We start from the raw sequence: 16,630 nt of genomic DNA on the forward strand, positions 1-16,630 counted from the left end.
AAAAAATTTCATTTACAAAAGAAATTTCTAACAATCACTAAAGCATACGACACCTTTAGCGTCGGTATTTTATTTTTTGCAAAAGCTATAAACATTAGAGCACTTCAGGCTCTGTTTCTCTCAAAAAGAACACGCCCCTGAGTAGGTCAAATATTTATAGATGTAATGTTTACATGAAAATCGATAGAGTGTCGTCATCGCCAGCAAAGCAATCTCAATTTTTTCACCGGAAACAAATGGGGAAAAATTAATTCTGTTTTCCAAATCCGATGGAACATTCATTAACCTCTCTTTCAACTTCGTTTTTTCAACATTCAAGCCTCATGTTTCATTATTTAGCATGATTTTCTTCACAGAAGGTTTATGCCGAATTAAACTTGCACAGAAATTAAGATAAAGGAATCAAACGTGCATTGGGAATTACAATAATGTAATAATAGTCCAATAGGCATGTCACTTGTGAAATTAACAACTAAAAAATTTTCGAATGAAACGAGCATGGAGCTTTGATTCCTCAAAACAGCCACAAAAGGACATGTATAAAAGAATCGCGAGTTCCATCCGGCCATAATAAGTAAATTTTATACGAATGAAATAAGCATCGCAAAGCCTTCCTCAACAAGAACATGAATAATCTTTGCAGGCAAATTTTTCCGAAACATCAAGAACCTTAAAATGTCAAATATTATACTAATGAAAAAAGTATCCTGTAATGTCCTGATGATTTTTTTTCTTATGGCGCCACAATTTAGCACATTAGGCCAAACCAAAACCCAAGAAAATCAATTGAATCAAAAGAACTTATTACTATCTCTGGGTTGGACCAATACAACTTTTCGTGATTTTGCAACCTCTCCTCTATTTTATCGTGGTTCTGGGTTTTCACTATCTTATGAGAAACAAACCATCAATCAAAAAAGTGAAATAAACTGGGGGTTTAGTCCGTTGTTTTCCTCAACACAGGCCTGCATTGCTAAAAGCGACTACCTCCAGGAAAGAGCGTTTAGTGCATTTATCAGCATGGACGGATATTTAAAATATTATAGGGATTTACCCAGGATTTCATCGGAAAAAATACAGTTTAAAGCCGGTGGAACAGTATTAGCTACCCAAAACATAAGAATAAATGAAAGCCTACTAAATTCGGCTTTTGGCGTTGAAACCTTTTTGAATCTTATGGTATCGGCAAAAGCAGATATCGACATCAGCCAAAAAGAAGAAAAAACTATTCATTTATGGTTCCTAAAAATAAAACAAAACCCTTCAAAACAGAAATTGTCTTTTCAAACCGATATCGGGTTGCTCAATTTCAACCACCGCCCTTCGTATAACTATGTTTATTTTGACGAAATAGATGATAATTATACCAACGAATTATTCGCTCTTAAGGAACATTATGATTGGTCGTTAAACGGATACCGATTTGGAACAAAAATCGAATATTCCAAGTTTGCTCCCACTGGTAACGGTTTTAAAATCGCTTATATCTGGGATATGACAAATGCACCCGGGAAACATCAAACTTTCCAGATGGCCACTCACCGGATTCAATACACCCTGATTATCAACAAAAACAAATAAGCCTGATTATGAAACATAATATTTCACTTCTTTTTTTAGTATTGACATTGGTTTCTTGCGAAAAAATATTTTTTGAAGCAGACCGGGCGACCAACGATCCATTCATCAATTTTGAATATTTATGGACCGAAGTAGATGAAAAATATAGCTACCATGAATATAAAGGAGTCGATTGGGATGCAATTGGAGAAAAGTATAAATCAATGTTGTATCCCACAATGTCTGAAGATTCACTCTTTGCCGTTCTGGCAACCATGCTTAAGGAGTTGCGTGACGACCACGTGAATCTTGTATCTCCTTTCAATATTTCTTCTTATGAGGTTTTTCTTACCGGGCCTGATAATTATAATGCCCGCACTATTCGCGATAATTATATAAAAGACTTTCGCGTAACAGGGGCATTTAACCACGCTTTTATCAAGAACGAGAAGATTGGGTACATCAAATATGACAGTTTTTCGGAGGATGTTGACAAAGAGTCACTGAATTACATACTCTCCTTCTACAAGGATACAGAAGGCTTAATCATCGATTTGCGAACCAACGGAGGTGGAAACCCTGCTAATATTGCAAAGATACTGGAGCGTTTCTCAAATGAAAAAACCTTAGTTGGGTATAATATTACACGAAACGGACCGGGCCATAATGATTTTGGTCCCCGGGAACCTTTTTATATTGGGGTTTACGATGGCGTAAGATACCACAAACCAATAATGGTTTTGATTGACAGAAGCTGTTACAGTGCATGTACATTTTTTGCGTTTGCCTGCAAAAGTTTTCCTTCAATAACCTTGGTAGGTGATACTACCGGCGGAGGTGGAGGTTTACCAAACGGAGGACAATTGCCAAATAGTTGGACATATCGTTTTAGTGTCTCTCAACTCATTGATGTTGACGGAAACAACTATGCGGAAGGAGGCGTAGCTCCTGACATCCAGGTGAATTTCGACTGGTCTGATTTGAGCAGAGATGAAATATTGGACAAGGCGATTGACACAATATTAAAAGACTAGAGTTTGTAGTCGCGTATGTATTTTTAGAGATTCTTTCTCCCGATCTCGTGCCTCATCTGGATCGCAATGACACTCTTTCACTTTTATATGGAGGATAGTTCATTGCGAGGGCCATGCCCGAAGCAATCTCTAAGAAAAAAACACAACTTTAACCATAGCCTATAAAAATGACAATATTGACTAATGTTTATAGTATTGTATGATAAAAAGGTTAGTAGTTGACAACAAAAGTTGGTCTTCATTGGCCATTCATCATAAAGAAGTAACACCCCACTTAAAAAAAACGAATGGTTAGCATCTGAATTTCGGAAAAAAAACAATGTACACAATTATTGAAGTGTTCGCAATTCACCGGGTTCATTAGGTTACTCATCCTATTCTATTGCACACGACTAAAGATTATATCTACTTTTGTATGCGAGAAAACAACCCCACAAGCAACTAATACCATTTTATGAAGGCATATCTTATTTCGACTCTTTTTCTCCTCTTCTTTTGCATCTCCCTAACCCCGGCACAAGAAAACATTACCATCAGCGGATATGTGAAAGACCAGAATACCGGCGAAACACTTATCGGAGCCACCATCTACGTGAAGGAACTACAGGCAGGAACTATTTCCAACGATTATGGATTTTATTCGCTCACCATCCCTTCCGGCCGGTACAACCTTGAATATGGTTTTGTCGGTTATGCACCCCATCAGGAATCACTTGATGTCCAGAGCAACATTAAACTCAATGTGGACCTGAAACCTACCACAATAGAACTGGGAGCAGTAGAGATCAAAGGACGTGCACGCGACCACAACATCAAAAGCACGCAAATGAGTATGATCCAGATGGATGCCAAAACACTGAAGAACCTTCCGGTCATTTTCGGGGAATCGGACCTGATGAAATCCATCCAGATGATGCCCGGAATACAGACACCAGTGGAGGGAAGCAGTGGTTTTAGCGTGCGGGGTGGTGGCATGGACCAGAACCTGATTCTTCTGGACGAAGCGACCGTTTACAACCCGAGTCACCTCATGGGATTCTTCTCGGTTTTTAACTCTGATGCCGTTAAAGATGTAACCCTCTACAAAGGAGACATTCCTGCCTCGGCAGGCGGGCGACTCTCCTCGCTGCTGGACGTAAAAATGCGCGACGGCAACAAAAAGGAGTTCAGTGCCGAGGGAGGCGTTGGCATCATCTCGAGTCGTTTAACTCTCGAAGCCCCTATAAAAAAGGACAAAGGCTCATTTATTATTTCAGGGCGACGAACCTATGCGGATATTTTCCTTAAATTGTCGCCTGACTCTGCCATCAACAACAACAAACTGTTTTTCTATGACCTTAATGCCAAACTGAATTATGAAATTAACAGCAACAACCGCATTTTCCTGAGCGGATACTTCGGAAAAGACAAATATGGGTATGCCGACGAAATGGGCATGAACTGGGGAAATGCCACCTTCACCGCCCGGTGGAACCACCTGTTTTCAGACCAACTGTTTTCCAACCTAACCCTGCTTTACAGCAAATACAACTATCAGGTGGAAGTAAATTCAGGCAGCCCCTCCTTTGACTGGACCTCATACCTTGAAAATCTAAGTGCCAAATACGATTTCAGCTGGCTGTTAACTCCCGCTACCACCGTACGATTTGGTGGTCAGGCCATTCGCCATTTTATTCAACCCGGACGTTTTGAAGTTTCCAACCGGGAAAGCGATTACAAAGTGCCAGACAATAAAGCCCTGGAATATGGAATTTATCTGCTGGGGGAACAAAATATCGGAGATAAACTGAAAATAAATGCAGGCCTTCGGTTTTCCGCATTCCAGAATATGGGAAAAGCCACTGCATATCGCATCGATGACAATTTTCAGGTTACCGACACGGTTAATTACGGGCATAACAAAATCTTTAACACCCACACGGGATGGGAACCGAGACTAAGTGCCCGCTATCTGCTCAACGAAGAAACTTCACTCAAAGCATCCTACAGCCGAACCTATCAATACATTCAGCTGGCCTCCAACTCCACCAGCGGCACCCCCCTGGACATTTGGTTTCCGGCATCGGAATATGTACAACCGCAAATCTGCGACCAGATATCTGTTGGATGGTTCCAAAATTTCAGGAACAACACTTACGAGGCTTCCGTGGAAACCTTTTACAAATGGATGGAAAACCAGATTGATTTTGCTCCGAATGCCAACCTAATGCTCAACAACCAGTTGGAAAAAGACATCCGCTTTGGCAGGGGAAACGCTTATGGAGCCGAATTTCTATTGCGCAAAAATGAAGGGGACCTCACTGGTTGGATAGGTTATACCTGGTCCAGAGCCTTTCGACGGTTTCCTGACATCAATGACGGAAAAGAATACCGGGCCAATTACGACATTCCCCACAACCTGAACATCATCCTGAATTACCAGATATCAAAAAGAGTTGGCGTTTCATCAGCCTGGACCTACAGGACAGGTGCACCCATAACTTATCCCACTATGCGATTCAGACACGCCGATTCCAGTCTGCCCATCTATGGCGACAAAAACAGTGCACGACTGCCCGATTATCACAGACTTGATATTTCGGTAACCATCAAAGGGAAAGATAAACCCGATCGCAAATGGCAAGGTGAATGGCACATTGGAGCATACAACGCATACAACAGGGCCAATGCTTACTCAGTGCAGTTTGAGGAAGATCCTGACACACCCAATAAAATCAATGCCTACAAAATGGTGATGTTCCGCATTGTACCTTCGGTGACTTATAATTTTAAATTCTGATGGTAAATTCTGATGGACTGTAACTGGAGGTTTTCTTTTCACATTAGAGACATACTAAAGACTGTTAGATTTTTTGATATAAGAATTAAAATAAATCGTATGGCATTGTAAATATGCACTTTAGGACAATACAACTTTTAAAAACAAACAACTGATTCAGAGTTTTTTGCAAAAGTTAAACGGACTATAAAGACATAAGAGAATAAAAAAAAAATGAACCATATCAGGCATATAAGATTTTCCCAACTACAGAAATGAGAAATTGCTTAACCCGGAGGAGTGATGATTCCTAAGAATAAAGGAAAATACCTATTCAGTTTTATCCCCAGGAAAAAGTGAAAACTAAAGAATAAATACAAACAACTATGATACCTAACGTCAAAATAATAATCCTTTCCATAGTGGGCATTATGACTATGGTCGCCTGCGAGCGTGTTGCTTTCGACCCGGGAATTGAAACACTGAATGAAGAATTACCTGTGGTGTATGGTGTGGTGGGCAATCATCCCGATTATAGGACCATTGAACTGACCCGCACAGCCCCTTACATGGATGGAACAGAGGTTAAAACCATTGATAATGCAACGGTAACAGTTTCTGATGACAACCAGACTTTTGTGTTTGAACACACCGCAAACGGCCGGTATATGGCGCCTGAGGCGTTCAAACCCGGGGTAGATACCACCTATTATCTGAATATTGAATTAGATGGAGAAAGTTATACCGCGCAATCAACCATGCATCCACCAGTAAACATGCACTCACTGAAGGTTCAGCACGACCGCTGGGAGGATGAAGAAGATGACATTTATGAGATAACCGGTTGGGTAAAGGACAATGAAATCGAAGACGAGAGATTCCTGTTTAAATATACCATCAATGATGTGGCTTATGATTCAGTGCAGGTATGGTCGCATTACACCGACCAGTTGAGTAACAACCTGTGGCTCTAAGATGCCATGATCTTTGGAAATATTAAAGCCAATCCCAACGATACCATTGATGTCTATGTGCTGTCGGTAAGTACAGAATATTACGACTTTGTTCAGGCAGCGGAGAAAAACCGCGTCAGTTCCAATCCCTTTTCTCCACCTCCTGGCGTTCCCATCACCGGAAACATCAGCAACGATGCCCTGGGTATCTTTCAGGTATCAGCCATCGTTCAGGAAACTGTGACGGTGCCATCAGAAACTCAATAATTTAATTAGCCCAGAGGTATCACTAAAATGCCGGTCTTGCGAACAAAGTGAAACAATCTCTTTTCTTTAACCGGACACCAGTAAATTTTAAATATCTGCATCAAACGACCTTTTTTAAAGAGAACGGTCAAAAAAAAGCGGTTCGCATCATTCGAACCGCTTTTTTTACCTGCCTGATTCACAAACCCTTGTAAAGAGACATTCACATTACAAAAAATGCAATCAATTGCAAAATAAATAAGGCTGTTAAAGGTCGATCTTCTCAATTCGTCTCTGATGACGACCTCCTTCAAAGTCTGTACTCAGAAATGCATCGATGATCTCTTTTACCTGTTCTACCTCCAGAAATCGGGCGGGCATTGCACAAATATTGGCATCGTTGTGCGCTCTTCCAAGGCGGGCTATTTCAGGATTCCAACTGTAAGCTGACCGAACACCTTTGTGTTTGTTCAAAGTAATGTTGATTCCATTTCCGCTTCCACAAAAGGCAACTCCCCGTTTCAAGTCGCCATCCGAGATGGCATTCCCCAGTGGATGAGCAAAATCTGCATAATCAGCACTTTCTGCAGAGGGTGCACCAAAGTCCTTCACAGTATATCCTTTTTCCTCAAGGTACTTTTTGGCCATTTCTTTCATGTCATATCCGGCATGATCCGAAGCAATTCCTATAACTTTTTTATCCATCTCAGCGAATATCAATAGAGGGTTAATATTTTATTAGAGTAAGTTCGTTTTAAGTTGCGTTTTTGTTATTAGAGATTGCTTCGAGCCAAACCCTCGCAATTTCACTTTTATATGGGAGAGGTTGGCAGATAAAAGGAACTCTGTCGCAACCCGGCAATTATCAAGTGTGGCAAACATTGATGCCCTCCTTTAAGCCGCTCTCTTTTTCCTGCTTCGCGCAAAAGTATATTTTATTTCTATGCCAATAAAGGAAACATGATTTTTTTCACCTTTTTGCGTAAAATATCCTCTTCCTTCAGACAGATACGCTTACAGAGTCACCTTTATAGCTCCTTCGGGTCGGACAAACATGATGTGACACTTTCCCTTTCCATAAACATGTTCGAGGGTTTTCACATACTCTTCCAGTTTATACTGAGGCACAAAAGCCTGAATGGTTCCACCAAATCCGCCACCATGAACTCTCCATGCACCGTGCCCTTTCAGCACCATTTCGCTAAGTGCCAGTCCGACCGAAACCACCTGCTCCTCTTTATGGGTAATATCGTAAATATTCTGATTGTACATAAAAGAACTTTGGCCCGATTCTACCACCATTTTCAGGAAAGCCCGGAAATCAGCGTTTTCAAGAGCTTTCACCTGATCGGCCACGCGCTGATTATCACCCTGAAAATGAATGGCTCTTAAAATAGCTCTGTCGCCGGTTTTCTCGCGAATTTCAGGAATCTTATCCACAATTTGCTCCAACGTAACTTCACGAAGCACCTCTGCTCCCAGCTCCTTAGCCACCGACTTCATTTCGGTTGGAAGAGAAGCATACTCAGCTTGTGAAGCAGGGTCATCATGGCCTCCCCCCACATCGGTAATGACCAGGGAATATCCGGTGGAAACAAAATCGAAATCAATAGGTTTCACAATCGGGTTTGAAGGATCCTTAAAGTCAATGGAAATCAATCCTCCCACTGAACAAGCCGTTTGATCCATGAGTCCGCATGGCTTTCCAAAGAAATTGTTTTCAGCCCACTGTCCGATAATTGCATTCTCCACCGCATCCATTCTGCCATCATTGAACAGGTGACTGACAATCGCCCCAATCAAAACCTCAAACGAAGCAGAAGAACTGAGTCCCGACCCTTTAGGCACACGTCCTTCGATGCAGGCGTCGAATCCTCCAGCTTCATATCCATTGGCTTTCATTTTGGCCACAATTCCCCTTACCAGGGCCTTCGAAGTATAATGTTCCTTCTCATCAGGTTCCAAATCTGATAGATCAACCTGAAACTCAGGATACCCCACCGATTTGATGCGAACAACATTACTCCCGTTTTTGGCAGCCACGGCTATGTTATCAAGATTAACAGCCCCTGCCAGAACCCTTCCGTAGTTATGGTCGGTATGATTACCACCTATTTCGGTGCGACCGGGAGATGAAAAGAGTTCCACATCCTCCGTTCTGAAAATAGATTTAAATTCATTCATCAGTCCCATATAGCGGCCTACCTGACGCTTCAGTTCCGATCCGTCATTCCCGTAAAGCCTTTTAAACGCATCATTGTCGCCATCATTCATTGCTCTTTCAAGGGATTCAACTTTTGCCATAGTTTGAGTTATTTGGTGGTTAACTATCCAGAAATTTTTTCTTCATTTAGTTTATAGCGCTGCTAATTTAAAAAGTATTTTTTACTTTTTAATAATTGTGTTGAAGGAATTATTCGTAACCCTGTAAATGAAATGTAGAAAACCATTGACAACTTATAATATACTGAACATTTCTTCACGAGACCGGGAATGAAGTTTTTTGCAACAAGCAAAACATTTAGTGACTAATAGTTGGCCCCCATTCGGGAACCCGGTTCTTTAGTACAAGTTGCCGCGAGATGCGTACGGGATTATTCAAACTTGCCCCTTTCAGGGACATGCCAGTTCTCTCATAAACCTATAATGCCCTGAATCTTAACATAATAGTTACTCCCAATAAACATTTATGCTCAAAGAAACTTAAGAGAAGGTGAAACCAAGCACTCTTTTCTATTAAAATAAGGGTAATTGATCAGTAATAAAAAAATATCACTGCAAACCGAGAAAAAATTGAGATTGCTTCAGCTTGAGGTATTTTGGCTCAAAAAATATTTACCAGAAATTAAAATCTGGTATTCACCACATTAGAAAACTCAGATCCAAAGCGGTAAGAAATCCCCACGTTGGTATAAATCTGATAACTGGTTGATTGAGCACGCTCCTGCAACAACAATTCTTCGAGCGTCGCATCTCCTGCAGGAATAGTGAGCAAGTCATTGGTTAAATCCAGGTCACTCTGAAAATTAAGCGAAAGGCCTTTGACCAAACGCAGGCTAAACCCGGAGTAGAATTCCAACCTGTTGGCATCAAAATCATGAAAGTAGTGCGACCCTTTAATCCCGCCCCACAGAGAGCCCCAGGGCTGATCGAAATCCATTGCAATACGCACTGCATGTTTAAACAGTGTTTCCTGTTTTTTGAGAAAAATGGTCTCCTCCATGTAATAATTCTGAGCTGCTCCCATGGTATAGGCAAATGTAATGGCTTTTTCGGTAGCCTCGGAATAAGGAAACAGGCTATACTCAATTCCGGGAGTGGGTTCAATATTTAATTCCATATTGTGAAAAGTACTGGCCAGCATTTCCAGAAAAACTCCAGCCGACCAATGTTGACCAAGACTCCGAATCATATAACCTTCGAAACCGTGTCGATAATTGTCACTGACAATATCCCCTTCCTCCTCAGAACTATAGGTGCTTTGGTTGATATTAAAATAAGGGCGCATCCTGATTTTCCAATCTTTCGAAACCTTATCGACGTAAAAGCCCCACCGCGAGTTGAACTTACTTTGAGATGATTCTTTGTAGAAATTGGCACCCCCATAAAGTTCAAAGACCCAGTTATTCCATGGATCTTCCATTGGCTTTCGCTCCATCGACATGAGACTGTCGTTGATATTAATAGAAATCAGACTGTTCAGGTGCGTATTGGCCAGATAAGGGGCCAGCCCAAGTTTTAAGCGCTCAACCAATCCACGTCGTGTGTCGTCGCTTGTATTGGAGGCAGGAGCCCAGAAGGTAATTTCATTATTCATCCCTTCGAACCGCTGACGTCCCAAAAAGGATATTACATAATTCTCCCCTCCTGCCCCCGATCTCTGACGGCTTATTTTTACATGAATCTGAGAAACCTGCCGGTCCCGAACATAATTGATCACCGGCAATGATTCACGGATATACTGATTAAAAAAAGGGAAATCTAAGAATACGGGAATAATATCGGTTGAATTAACCTCTAAGGGCTCATCGCAACTGTAAGATTTTTGGGGTATTAACAAAGCAAGAAAAATTCCAAAGAAGAAAAAAATTCGCTTATAGAAATGAAACCCAAATTCCTTGTGTCCAAAGTGCATAATATCTTGTTATTTTTCAATGAGTCCTGTCTAAAAAGCATTATTAGCGTCAACCTCTTCGTACTTAAAAATTACTGAATCCTCATTAACAACAAGTTAAAATCGGAACAAAACTCTCCAAGCCTCAATTTTGACAAAAAAATACCTTTTTACACCACACGCATTGACCATAAAAAAAAGGAGAAGGGCTAAAATCAATTTAAGACAATCGATTGCAAAGATAGTATGCAAAATAATACATTCCAAAACAGAGGGGTTTTTCTGCCAATCAAAAAATCATGAAAACAAATGCCCATCCGCTTTTCAGACAAGAAAATTCAATGAATTTTCTCCCCACACCGGCTGCAAAACGTTGCATCAGAAAGATTTTCATTTCCACAATCTCGACATTTAATCCGGAGGTTGTTCTGACGAGATATTTCGGCGGTCACAATACCCGTGGGAACGGCAATAATGGCATAACCGATGAGCATGATGAAGGAAGCGATAAATTTTCCCAAGTCGGTTTGAGGCACCAAATCGCCATAACCAACCGTAGTAATGGTAATTATAGCCCAATAAATGCTTTTGGGGATGCTGTCGAACCCATCTTCAGTTCCCTCAATCACGTACATCAGTGTGCCCAAAAACAAAACCAGAATTAGTATAGCTGTGAAGAAGATGGTGATTTTGTAAAGGCTCGATTTTAAAGCATCTGCCAGAGACCTGGCTTCAGAGGTAAAACGGGCCAGCTTAAGAATCCTGAATAACCGGATAAACCGCAAAAAACGAATAACAAACAACAATTTCGCGGCGGGGAAAAGAAAACTCAGCCAGGAAGGAATGGCCGCAAGAAAATCAATCACTCCCCAAAAACTTAAAATATATTTTCGCGGCCGGGGACTGATATAGATGCGCAATAGATATTCAAGAGTAAAAAGAGAGGTGAAAAACCATTCAATACCCTCAAAGAAAACACCAAAACGCTCATGTAAAGCAGAAACACTTTCAAGTAAAACGGTGAGAACACTCAGTAAAATGGCCCAAAGCAGAAACACATCGAAAGCTTTTCCAGCCTTAGTATTAGAGTAAAAAACAATGATGTTTAATCTGCTTCGAAGACTCATAAGGATAATTTTTCTCTAAAATAATTGAAAAAGTCCACACTTCATATTTTTGCCAGCAAGTAAATTTGTTTACTTACACAGAGTCCACGGAACCCATCACAGAGGAATTCAGAGAAAAAATGGCCTTTTTAATCAGCCTCCTTAAAAAATATCGGGCTCTGATTTAACCTGTTCTGAAAAAAAACATACATTTAGCCCGTAAAGCTGGTTACTTAAGAACGGCAAAAAACCAAGAGAAAGTACGGTAATCTGCTGCGTCAATTTATATATTCCAGGCCCCCGAGGTATGCGAAAGCATAGTAAATTGTATGATAAAAAAAGAAAATGACAGGGCACATGGTGACACGTTTTTAAAATGATTCAGTGAGGATATCTGTCACCAATGCCGTGCTGTTACGTGTAGCTAAGTGGATGACTTTATTTCTGGATGATTTTTAGTAGCAATAGATCGTTAGATTTTTAGATATATGATTTAAGAGGAATCCTATAATATTGATAACCTGACTATTATGACTGACACCCGAGCGTTTGTAAGCAATTAAGCCTTAGGCTATAACAAAAGCTTAACGGGCTATTGTTATAGCGGAAGTATTTCCCGGGTAAATCAGAAACCTCCAGCCCCAACAGCTAAGAGCTACGAGCCAAGAGCTAATAGCTGCCAACCAACGCTTACAACAAATTCAAAAATACCTGTTATATGCTCATCACATCTTTATTATTGATACTTGGATTGGCACTGCTGCTAAAAGGAGGTGACTGGCTTGTGGATGGCGCATCAACACTGGCCCGAAAATATCGTATTTCGGAACTGGCCATTGGTCTTACCATCGTGGCATTTGGCACCTCGGCCCCCGAATTGGTGGTAAATGTTCTGGCATCAGCAGGAGGATATGCCGACCTGGCATTTGGCAATGTGATAGGCAGCAACAACTTCAACCTTTTTTTTATTCTGGGATTATCGGGATTACTTGCCCCTGTTGCTGTTAGCGCCGGCACTGTCTGGAAAGAAATTCCCATGTCGCTGGTGGCTGCTGTTGCGCTGCTGCTTCTGGCCAACGACCAGCTTTACGGGGCCGCCCCGATGATGCTTTCGCGAATCGACGGAATTATTCTACTGGGGCTTTTCGCGTTATTTTTGTTTTACATCTATCGAAACATGAGAACCGAAACCTCTAGTCCGGAAACCCAACAAACACCGCGTTCGACTTTTAAGACAGTCATGTTGATTGTTGCAGGACTTGGAGGATTGGTTCTTGGCGGTCGTCTGGTTGTAGATTCGGCAGTGAATATCGCCCGCTTTTTTCATCTGAGCGAAAAGATTATCGGGTTAACCATTGTGGCTGCCGGTACTTCACTTCCCGAGCTGGTGACCTCACTGGTGGCCGTCAAAAAGAAAAGCAATGACATCGCCGTAGGCAATATTCTTGGCTCCAACATTTTCAATATTTTTCTTATCCTGGGAATCAGCTCCACCATTCGTCCAATGCCGTTCAGTACTGTTTTCAACACAGATATTACCATATTACTGGCAGGTACCGTTGCCCTTTTTATAGCCATGTTTACAGGAGTCCAAAAAAAACTTGATCGATGGGAAGCGGGACTGTTCGTGGCGTTTTTTGTGGGGTATATGGTTTATTTGACGCTGCAATAGAGGTTGGTAGCTGGTAGCTCTTAGCTCTTAGCTCTTAGCTATCTGATGGATAGAATTTAGAGATTAGAAAGTAGAGGTAAGAGGCTATAGATTAGAGGCTGAGGCTAAGGTTGAGAATGAGGTTGGGGATTAGATTTTATGCGATTGAGACTCTTTTTACTATACTGCCACCCCTGCCGTGGCTGTTCCATCTTAATATGTGGTTGGCTTTGTTTTCTTGATTTCCTGAATGGTGGAGGAACTCCTCTCCCCTTGTTTCCAAACGAGGGGCAGTAGGTTCATCCTTTCTTATTGCCTTATGTATCAAATATGGTTCAATTTCTTTTAGCCAAGATGATATCCGGTAGCATTCATTTCAGCCAGACGGTACTGCTCATATCCTTCTTCCTCCAGGGAATAGTCCCAACATCCCTGACGATGTAACTTTGTCCCGCCAAAGCCGGTTTTAAAACGATACAAACCGTACATGGGGTGTTCCGGGTCTGGAGTCGGCGATATACCAAACATATCATACTCTTTGCATCCGGCCGCTTTACTGTGCTGAATGGCTCCCCATTGCAGGGCATGACTGGCCTGCAAATTTCTGTTTTGACCGCTGGAAGCTCCGTACAGATAAGTAGCCCTTTCTCCTGAACGTGCCAGAAACATTCCTGCCAGAGGTTCCCCGTCTTTTTCGGCCAGCAACAAATCCACCTCTCCGGGAGAACTGGTATCCTCGGCACGGGTATTAAAAACCTGCTCAAAAAACTGCATATCATTTGAAGCCAATCGATTGCGAGCATAAGTTTCGTCGTATAAACGGAACCATTTGTCCAGTTCATTCATTCCGGCTCGTCGCACTTCCACCCCTTTTCGTTGTGATAAGCGAATGTTGTAACGGGTTTTTGATTTCATTTCAGCCAGCAAAGTATCTTCTTTCTTATCAAGATCGAGCATTACGGTATGTGCCGGAAGCATATCGGAAGAAGCCTTTCGAAGATTAAAATGGCGCGTATCAAAATTCATACGCATTTCCTGAACATAAGCATCCGGAGCTCCAAGCCACACGCCATCTTCAGTAAAGTAATCCTCTTCCTTTGCCCAGGGAGACTCCCAGCAAAGGTCGTAACGAATAAAAAGACAATCATCGGGAAGATAATTGCGTAACTGCTCGGATATTTCTTCGAGCCAAATGCCTCGTCGCTCTTCATCGGGCAATTGCTCCGGGCCAAAAGGCACATAAGCCATGTAACGACCACCTCCAATGGCACGCAATGTTATCAGCACATCTCCTTCTCGCTCATTCTTTCCAAAACGGGTACCCGAAAAAGCTTCACTTTTGCCCAATGAAAGATCAAAAGCACGGGTTCCCCATCCCTGCTTATTTTTCAAACGGGCCCAAAAAGCTGTCTGTTGCAATACATTGGTTGGAATTATTTCTCTGGTTTCCTTTGGCTCAATATCTACGTTCATCGCTTCCTTTCTTTTACTATCTGCCTGATTTTGGGCACAAAGGAAACAAAAATCAAGTGGAACCCCAAATTAGTCCTTCCAGAAATCAAGGGTAAAAAGAACAAATACGGTAGTTAATTCCAGACGTCCCAGAATCATTAAAAAAGAAAGGAAATATTTGCCACCATCTGGAATCATAGCAAAATTACTGGTTGGCCCTACCTCTCCAAAAGCGGGTCCGATGGCACCCATGGAAGAGAGCACAGAAGCCATAGCCGTCACGGCATCCACGTTCATAAAAATCATCACCACGGTACCCAAAAAAGCAGTTATAAAATAAAGAACTATAAAGCCCATTATGGCACTTACTTTTTCATCGTCCACCACTTCTCCGTTCACCCGCAGAACAATTACAGAGTTGGGATGCAAAAGACGCAGGAAATTCACATAAAAGCTTTTAAAAGCCACGACCAGCCGAATTACCTTGATTCCACCACCGGTACTTCCCACGCTGGCTCCTACAAAAAACAGCAAGAAAATAATGATCCATCCCCGCGTCGGCCACAGCAAATAATCATCCGTAATAAAACCGGTGGATGTGATGATGGAAACCACCTGAAAGAACGCTTTCCGGAAAGCTTCTTCAATTCCCAAATCAAGATGTCGAATCAAAACCACAGTGATGACAATCCCCGCAACCAGAATAATTCCCAGGTAAGTTCTCAGTTCATCATTCCTCCTCAATTTCTTAAACTTTCCCTTAATCAAGAAGTAATGCAAAGTAAAATTGATTCCTGCAAGGAGCATAAAAACTATGATGACATACTGAATGTAAGGAGAATATCCGGCAATACTGTCGTTCCGGGTAGAAAACCCACCGGTGGCAATGGTTCCAAAACTATGACACAAAGATTCAAAAAAATCCATATTACCAAACATCAGAAAAACCACCTGAATAAATGTGAGCCCCAGATAAATACCCCAAAGCCGCTTGGCGGTGCTGGCAGTGCGGGGCGTCAGTTTCTCATAGGAGATACCGGTAGCTTCTGACTTAAACAAATTATACCCTCCTACCCGCAGCATTGGCAGGATGGCTACCACCAACACGATTATTCCCATACCACCAATCCAGTGGGTCATACTGCGCCAGTAGAGTACACTAAGGGGCAACGCTTCAATGTCATTCAAAATTGAAGCTCCCGTAGTTGTCAATCCGGAAACAGACTCGAAAAAAGCATCTTCAAAAGAAATAATGGATTGTGTAAACAAGAAAGGCAAAGTACTGAAAGCCGAAATCACAACCCATGCAAAAGTAACCGTCAGATAACTCTCCCGCAATCCGAGACTGGGTTTTAGATTCAGTGATGTTGCCAGATAAAGTCCGGCACCCCCCAGCAGAGTTATCAGACAGGCATAAAAATGGCCCCAAAAGGTGGCTTCGTCATAGACTGCCACCCAAATAAAATTGGTGCACATAAAAAGCCCCAGGATTACCAATACCCTGCCCAATATGTTCAGTACAAATCGAATGTTCATGCCTGTCTGATTTTGCCGCGGCAAATATAGTGCTTTATCCCTTAAACCCTAATCCCGAATATAGTTTTCAAATAAACAATCATTAGGCTGAAGGCTGGGTTTGACTTTTACCCCGGGATTATTACATCCTTTAAATCCGTTTTGTTGACCGCGATGCGGTCAACAAAACGGATTTTTTTGGAAATTTACTATTCCCGGGGTGGTGCCCCGGGCTATTTTT

The 16,630-nt window shown here is 41.8% G+C and carries 12 protein-coding genes; 6 read left to right on the top strand and 6 right to left on the bottom strand.

The window, feature by feature from the left end; translation table 11 throughout:
* Positions 1-693: 693 nt before the first annotated feature.
* The 5 genes from QZZ43_RS13915 to QZZ43_RS13935 all read left to right on the top strand — a co-directional run bounded on the left by QZZ43_RS13915 (position 694) and on the right by QZZ43_RS13935 (position 6,572).
* Complete coding sequence (locus tag QZZ43_RS13915; protein ID WP_291860557.1) at positions 694-1,581, top strand: hypothetical protein; 888 nt, start codon at positions 694-696, stop codon at positions 1,579-1,581.
* An 8-nt stretch (positions 1,582-1,589) separates the two neighbouring features.
* Entirely contained in the window at positions 1,590-2,594 is a 1,005-nt protein-coding gene (locus tag QZZ43_RS13920; protein WP_291860560.1) for a S41 family peptidase, read from the top strand.
* 454 nt (positions 2,595-3,048) lie between these two features.
* Positions 3,049-5,373, top strand: a complete 2,325-nt coding sequence (locus tag QZZ43_RS13925) for a TonB-dependent receptor (protein ID WP_291860563.1) — start codon at positions 3,049-3,051, stop codon at positions 5,371-5,373.
* A 365-nt stretch (positions 5,374-5,738) separates the two neighbouring features.
* A complete protein-coding gene (locus tag QZZ43_RS13930) occupies positions 5,739-6,326 on the top strand; it encodes a DUF4249 family protein (RefSeq protein ID WP_291860565.1) in 588 nt (195 codons plus the stop codon).
* 6 nt (positions 6,327-6,332) lie between these two features.
* A complete protein-coding gene (locus tag QZZ43_RS13935) occupies positions 6,333-6,572 on the top strand; it encodes a DUF4249 family protein (RefSeq protein WP_291860568.1) in 240 nt (79 codons plus the stop codon).
* Between the two features lie 246 nt (positions 6,573-6,818).
* Here QZZ43_RS13935 and QZZ43_RS13940 read toward each other — a convergent pair whose 3' ends face one another.
* The 4 genes from QZZ43_RS13940 to QZZ43_RS13955 form a co-directional block, all read right to left on the bottom strand.
* Positions 6,819-7,256 (bottom strand): RpiB/LacA/LacB family sugar-phosphate isomerase, encoded by a 438-nt coding sequence (locus QZZ43_RS13940; protein WP_291860571.1) that lies wholly within the window; start codon positions 7,254-7,256, stop codon positions 6,819-6,821.
* A 309-nt stretch (positions 7,257-7,565) separates the two neighbouring features.
* The gene (locus tag QZZ43_RS13945) at positions 7,566-8,855 is read right to left on the bottom strand and encodes a galactokinase family protein (protein ID WP_291860573.1); all 1,290 of its coding nucleotides are present in this window, start codon (positions 8,853-8,855) and stop codon (positions 7,566-7,568) included.
* Between the two features lie 541 nt (positions 8,856-9,396).
* Positions 9,397-10,686 carry a hypothetical protein gene (locus QZZ43_RS13950; protein ID WP_291860577.1) on the bottom strand — a complete coding sequence of 430 codons (1,290 nt, stop codon included), beginning with the start codon at positions 10,684-10,686 and terminating at the stop codon, positions 9,397-9,399.
* Positions 10,687-11,003: 317 nt separating this feature from the next.
* Entirely contained in the window at positions 11,004-11,792 is a 789-nt protein-coding gene (locus QZZ43_RS13955) for an ion transporter (protein ID WP_291860580.1), read from the bottom strand.
* Between the two features lie 697 nt (positions 11,793-12,489).
* On the opposite strand from QZZ43_RS13955, the gene QZZ43_RS13960 reads away from it, so the two are divergent.
* The gene (locus QZZ43_RS13960) at positions 12,490-13,443 is read left to right on the top strand and encodes a calcium/sodium antiporter (RefSeq protein WP_291860583.1); all 954 of its coding nucleotides are present in this window, start codon (positions 12,490-12,492) and stop codon (positions 13,441-13,443) included.
* Between the two features lie 324 nt (positions 13,444-13,767).
* Here the strand turns inward: QZZ43_RS13960 and QZZ43_RS13965 are convergent, their stop codons facing one another.
* Together QZZ43_RS13965 and QZZ43_RS13970 are read right to left on the bottom strand one after the other, a co-directional pair.
* Entirely contained in the window at positions 13,768-14,895 is a 1,128-nt protein-coding gene (locus QZZ43_RS13965) for a peptidoglycan bridge formation glycyltransferase FemA/FemB family protein (RefSeq protein ID WP_291860586.1), read from the bottom strand.
* 69 nt (positions 14,896-14,964) lie between these two features.
* A complete protein-coding gene (locus tag QZZ43_RS13970) occupies positions 14,965-16,410 on the bottom strand; it encodes a TrkH family potassium uptake protein (protein ID WP_291860589.1) in 1,446 nt (481 codons plus the stop codon).
* Between the last annotated feature and the right edge of the window lie 220 nt (positions 16,411-16,630).

It is taken from the genome of Marinilabilia sp., from assembly GCF_016278715.1.
Classification (GTDB): Bacteria; Bacteroidota; Bacteroidia; order Bacteroidales; family Marinilabiliaceae; genus Marinilabilia.

Bases quoted from the DNA above. Each gene is read 5' to 3' on its own strand.
- QZZ43_RS13915 (WP_291860557.1), top strand. From the start codon at position 694: ATGAAAAAAGTATCCTGTAATGTCCTGATGATTTTTTTTCTTATGGCG.
- QZZ43_RS13950 (WP_291860577.1), bottom strand. From the start codon at position 10,686: ATGCACTTTGGACACAAGGAATTTGGGTTTCATTTCTATAAGCGAATT.
- QZZ43_RS13955 (WP_291860580.1), bottom strand. From the start codon at position 11,792: ATGAGTCTTCGAAGCAGATTAAACATCATTGTTTTTTACTCTAATACT.
- QZZ43_RS13970 (WP_291860589.1), bottom strand. From the start codon at position 16,410: ATGAACATTCGATTTGTACTGAACATATTGGGCAGGGTATTGGTAATC.
- QZZ43_RS13930 (WP_291860565.1), top strand. From the start codon at position 5,739: ATGATACCTAACGTCAAAATAATAATCCTTTCCATAGTGGGCATTATG.
- QZZ43_RS13960 (WP_291860583.1), top strand. From the start codon at position 12,490: ATGCTCATCACATCTTTATTATTGATACTTGGATTGGCACTGCTGCTA.
- QZZ43_RS13920 (WP_291860560.1), top strand. From the start codon at position 1,590: ATGAAACATAATATTTCACTTCTTTTTTTAGTATTGACATTGGTTTCT.
- QZZ43_RS13945 (WP_291860573.1), bottom strand. From the start codon at position 8,855: ATGGCAAAAGTTGAATCCCTTGAAAGAGCAATGAATGATGGCGACAAT.
- QZZ43_RS13940 (WP_291860571.1), bottom strand. From the start codon at position 7,256: ATGGATAAAAAAGTTATAGGAATTGCTTCGGATCATGCCGGATATGAC.
- QZZ43_RS13965 (WP_291860586.1), bottom strand. From the start codon at position 14,895: ATGAACGTAGATATTGAGCCAAAGGAAACCAGAGAAATAATTCCAACC.
- QZZ43_RS13925 (WP_291860563.1), top strand. From the start codon at position 3,049: ATGAAGGCATATCTTATTTCGACTCTTTTTCTCCTCTTCTTTTGCATC.
- QZZ43_RS13935 (WP_291860568.1), top strand. From the start codon at position 6,333: ATGATCTTTGGAAATATTAAAGCCAATCCCAACGATACCATTGATGTC.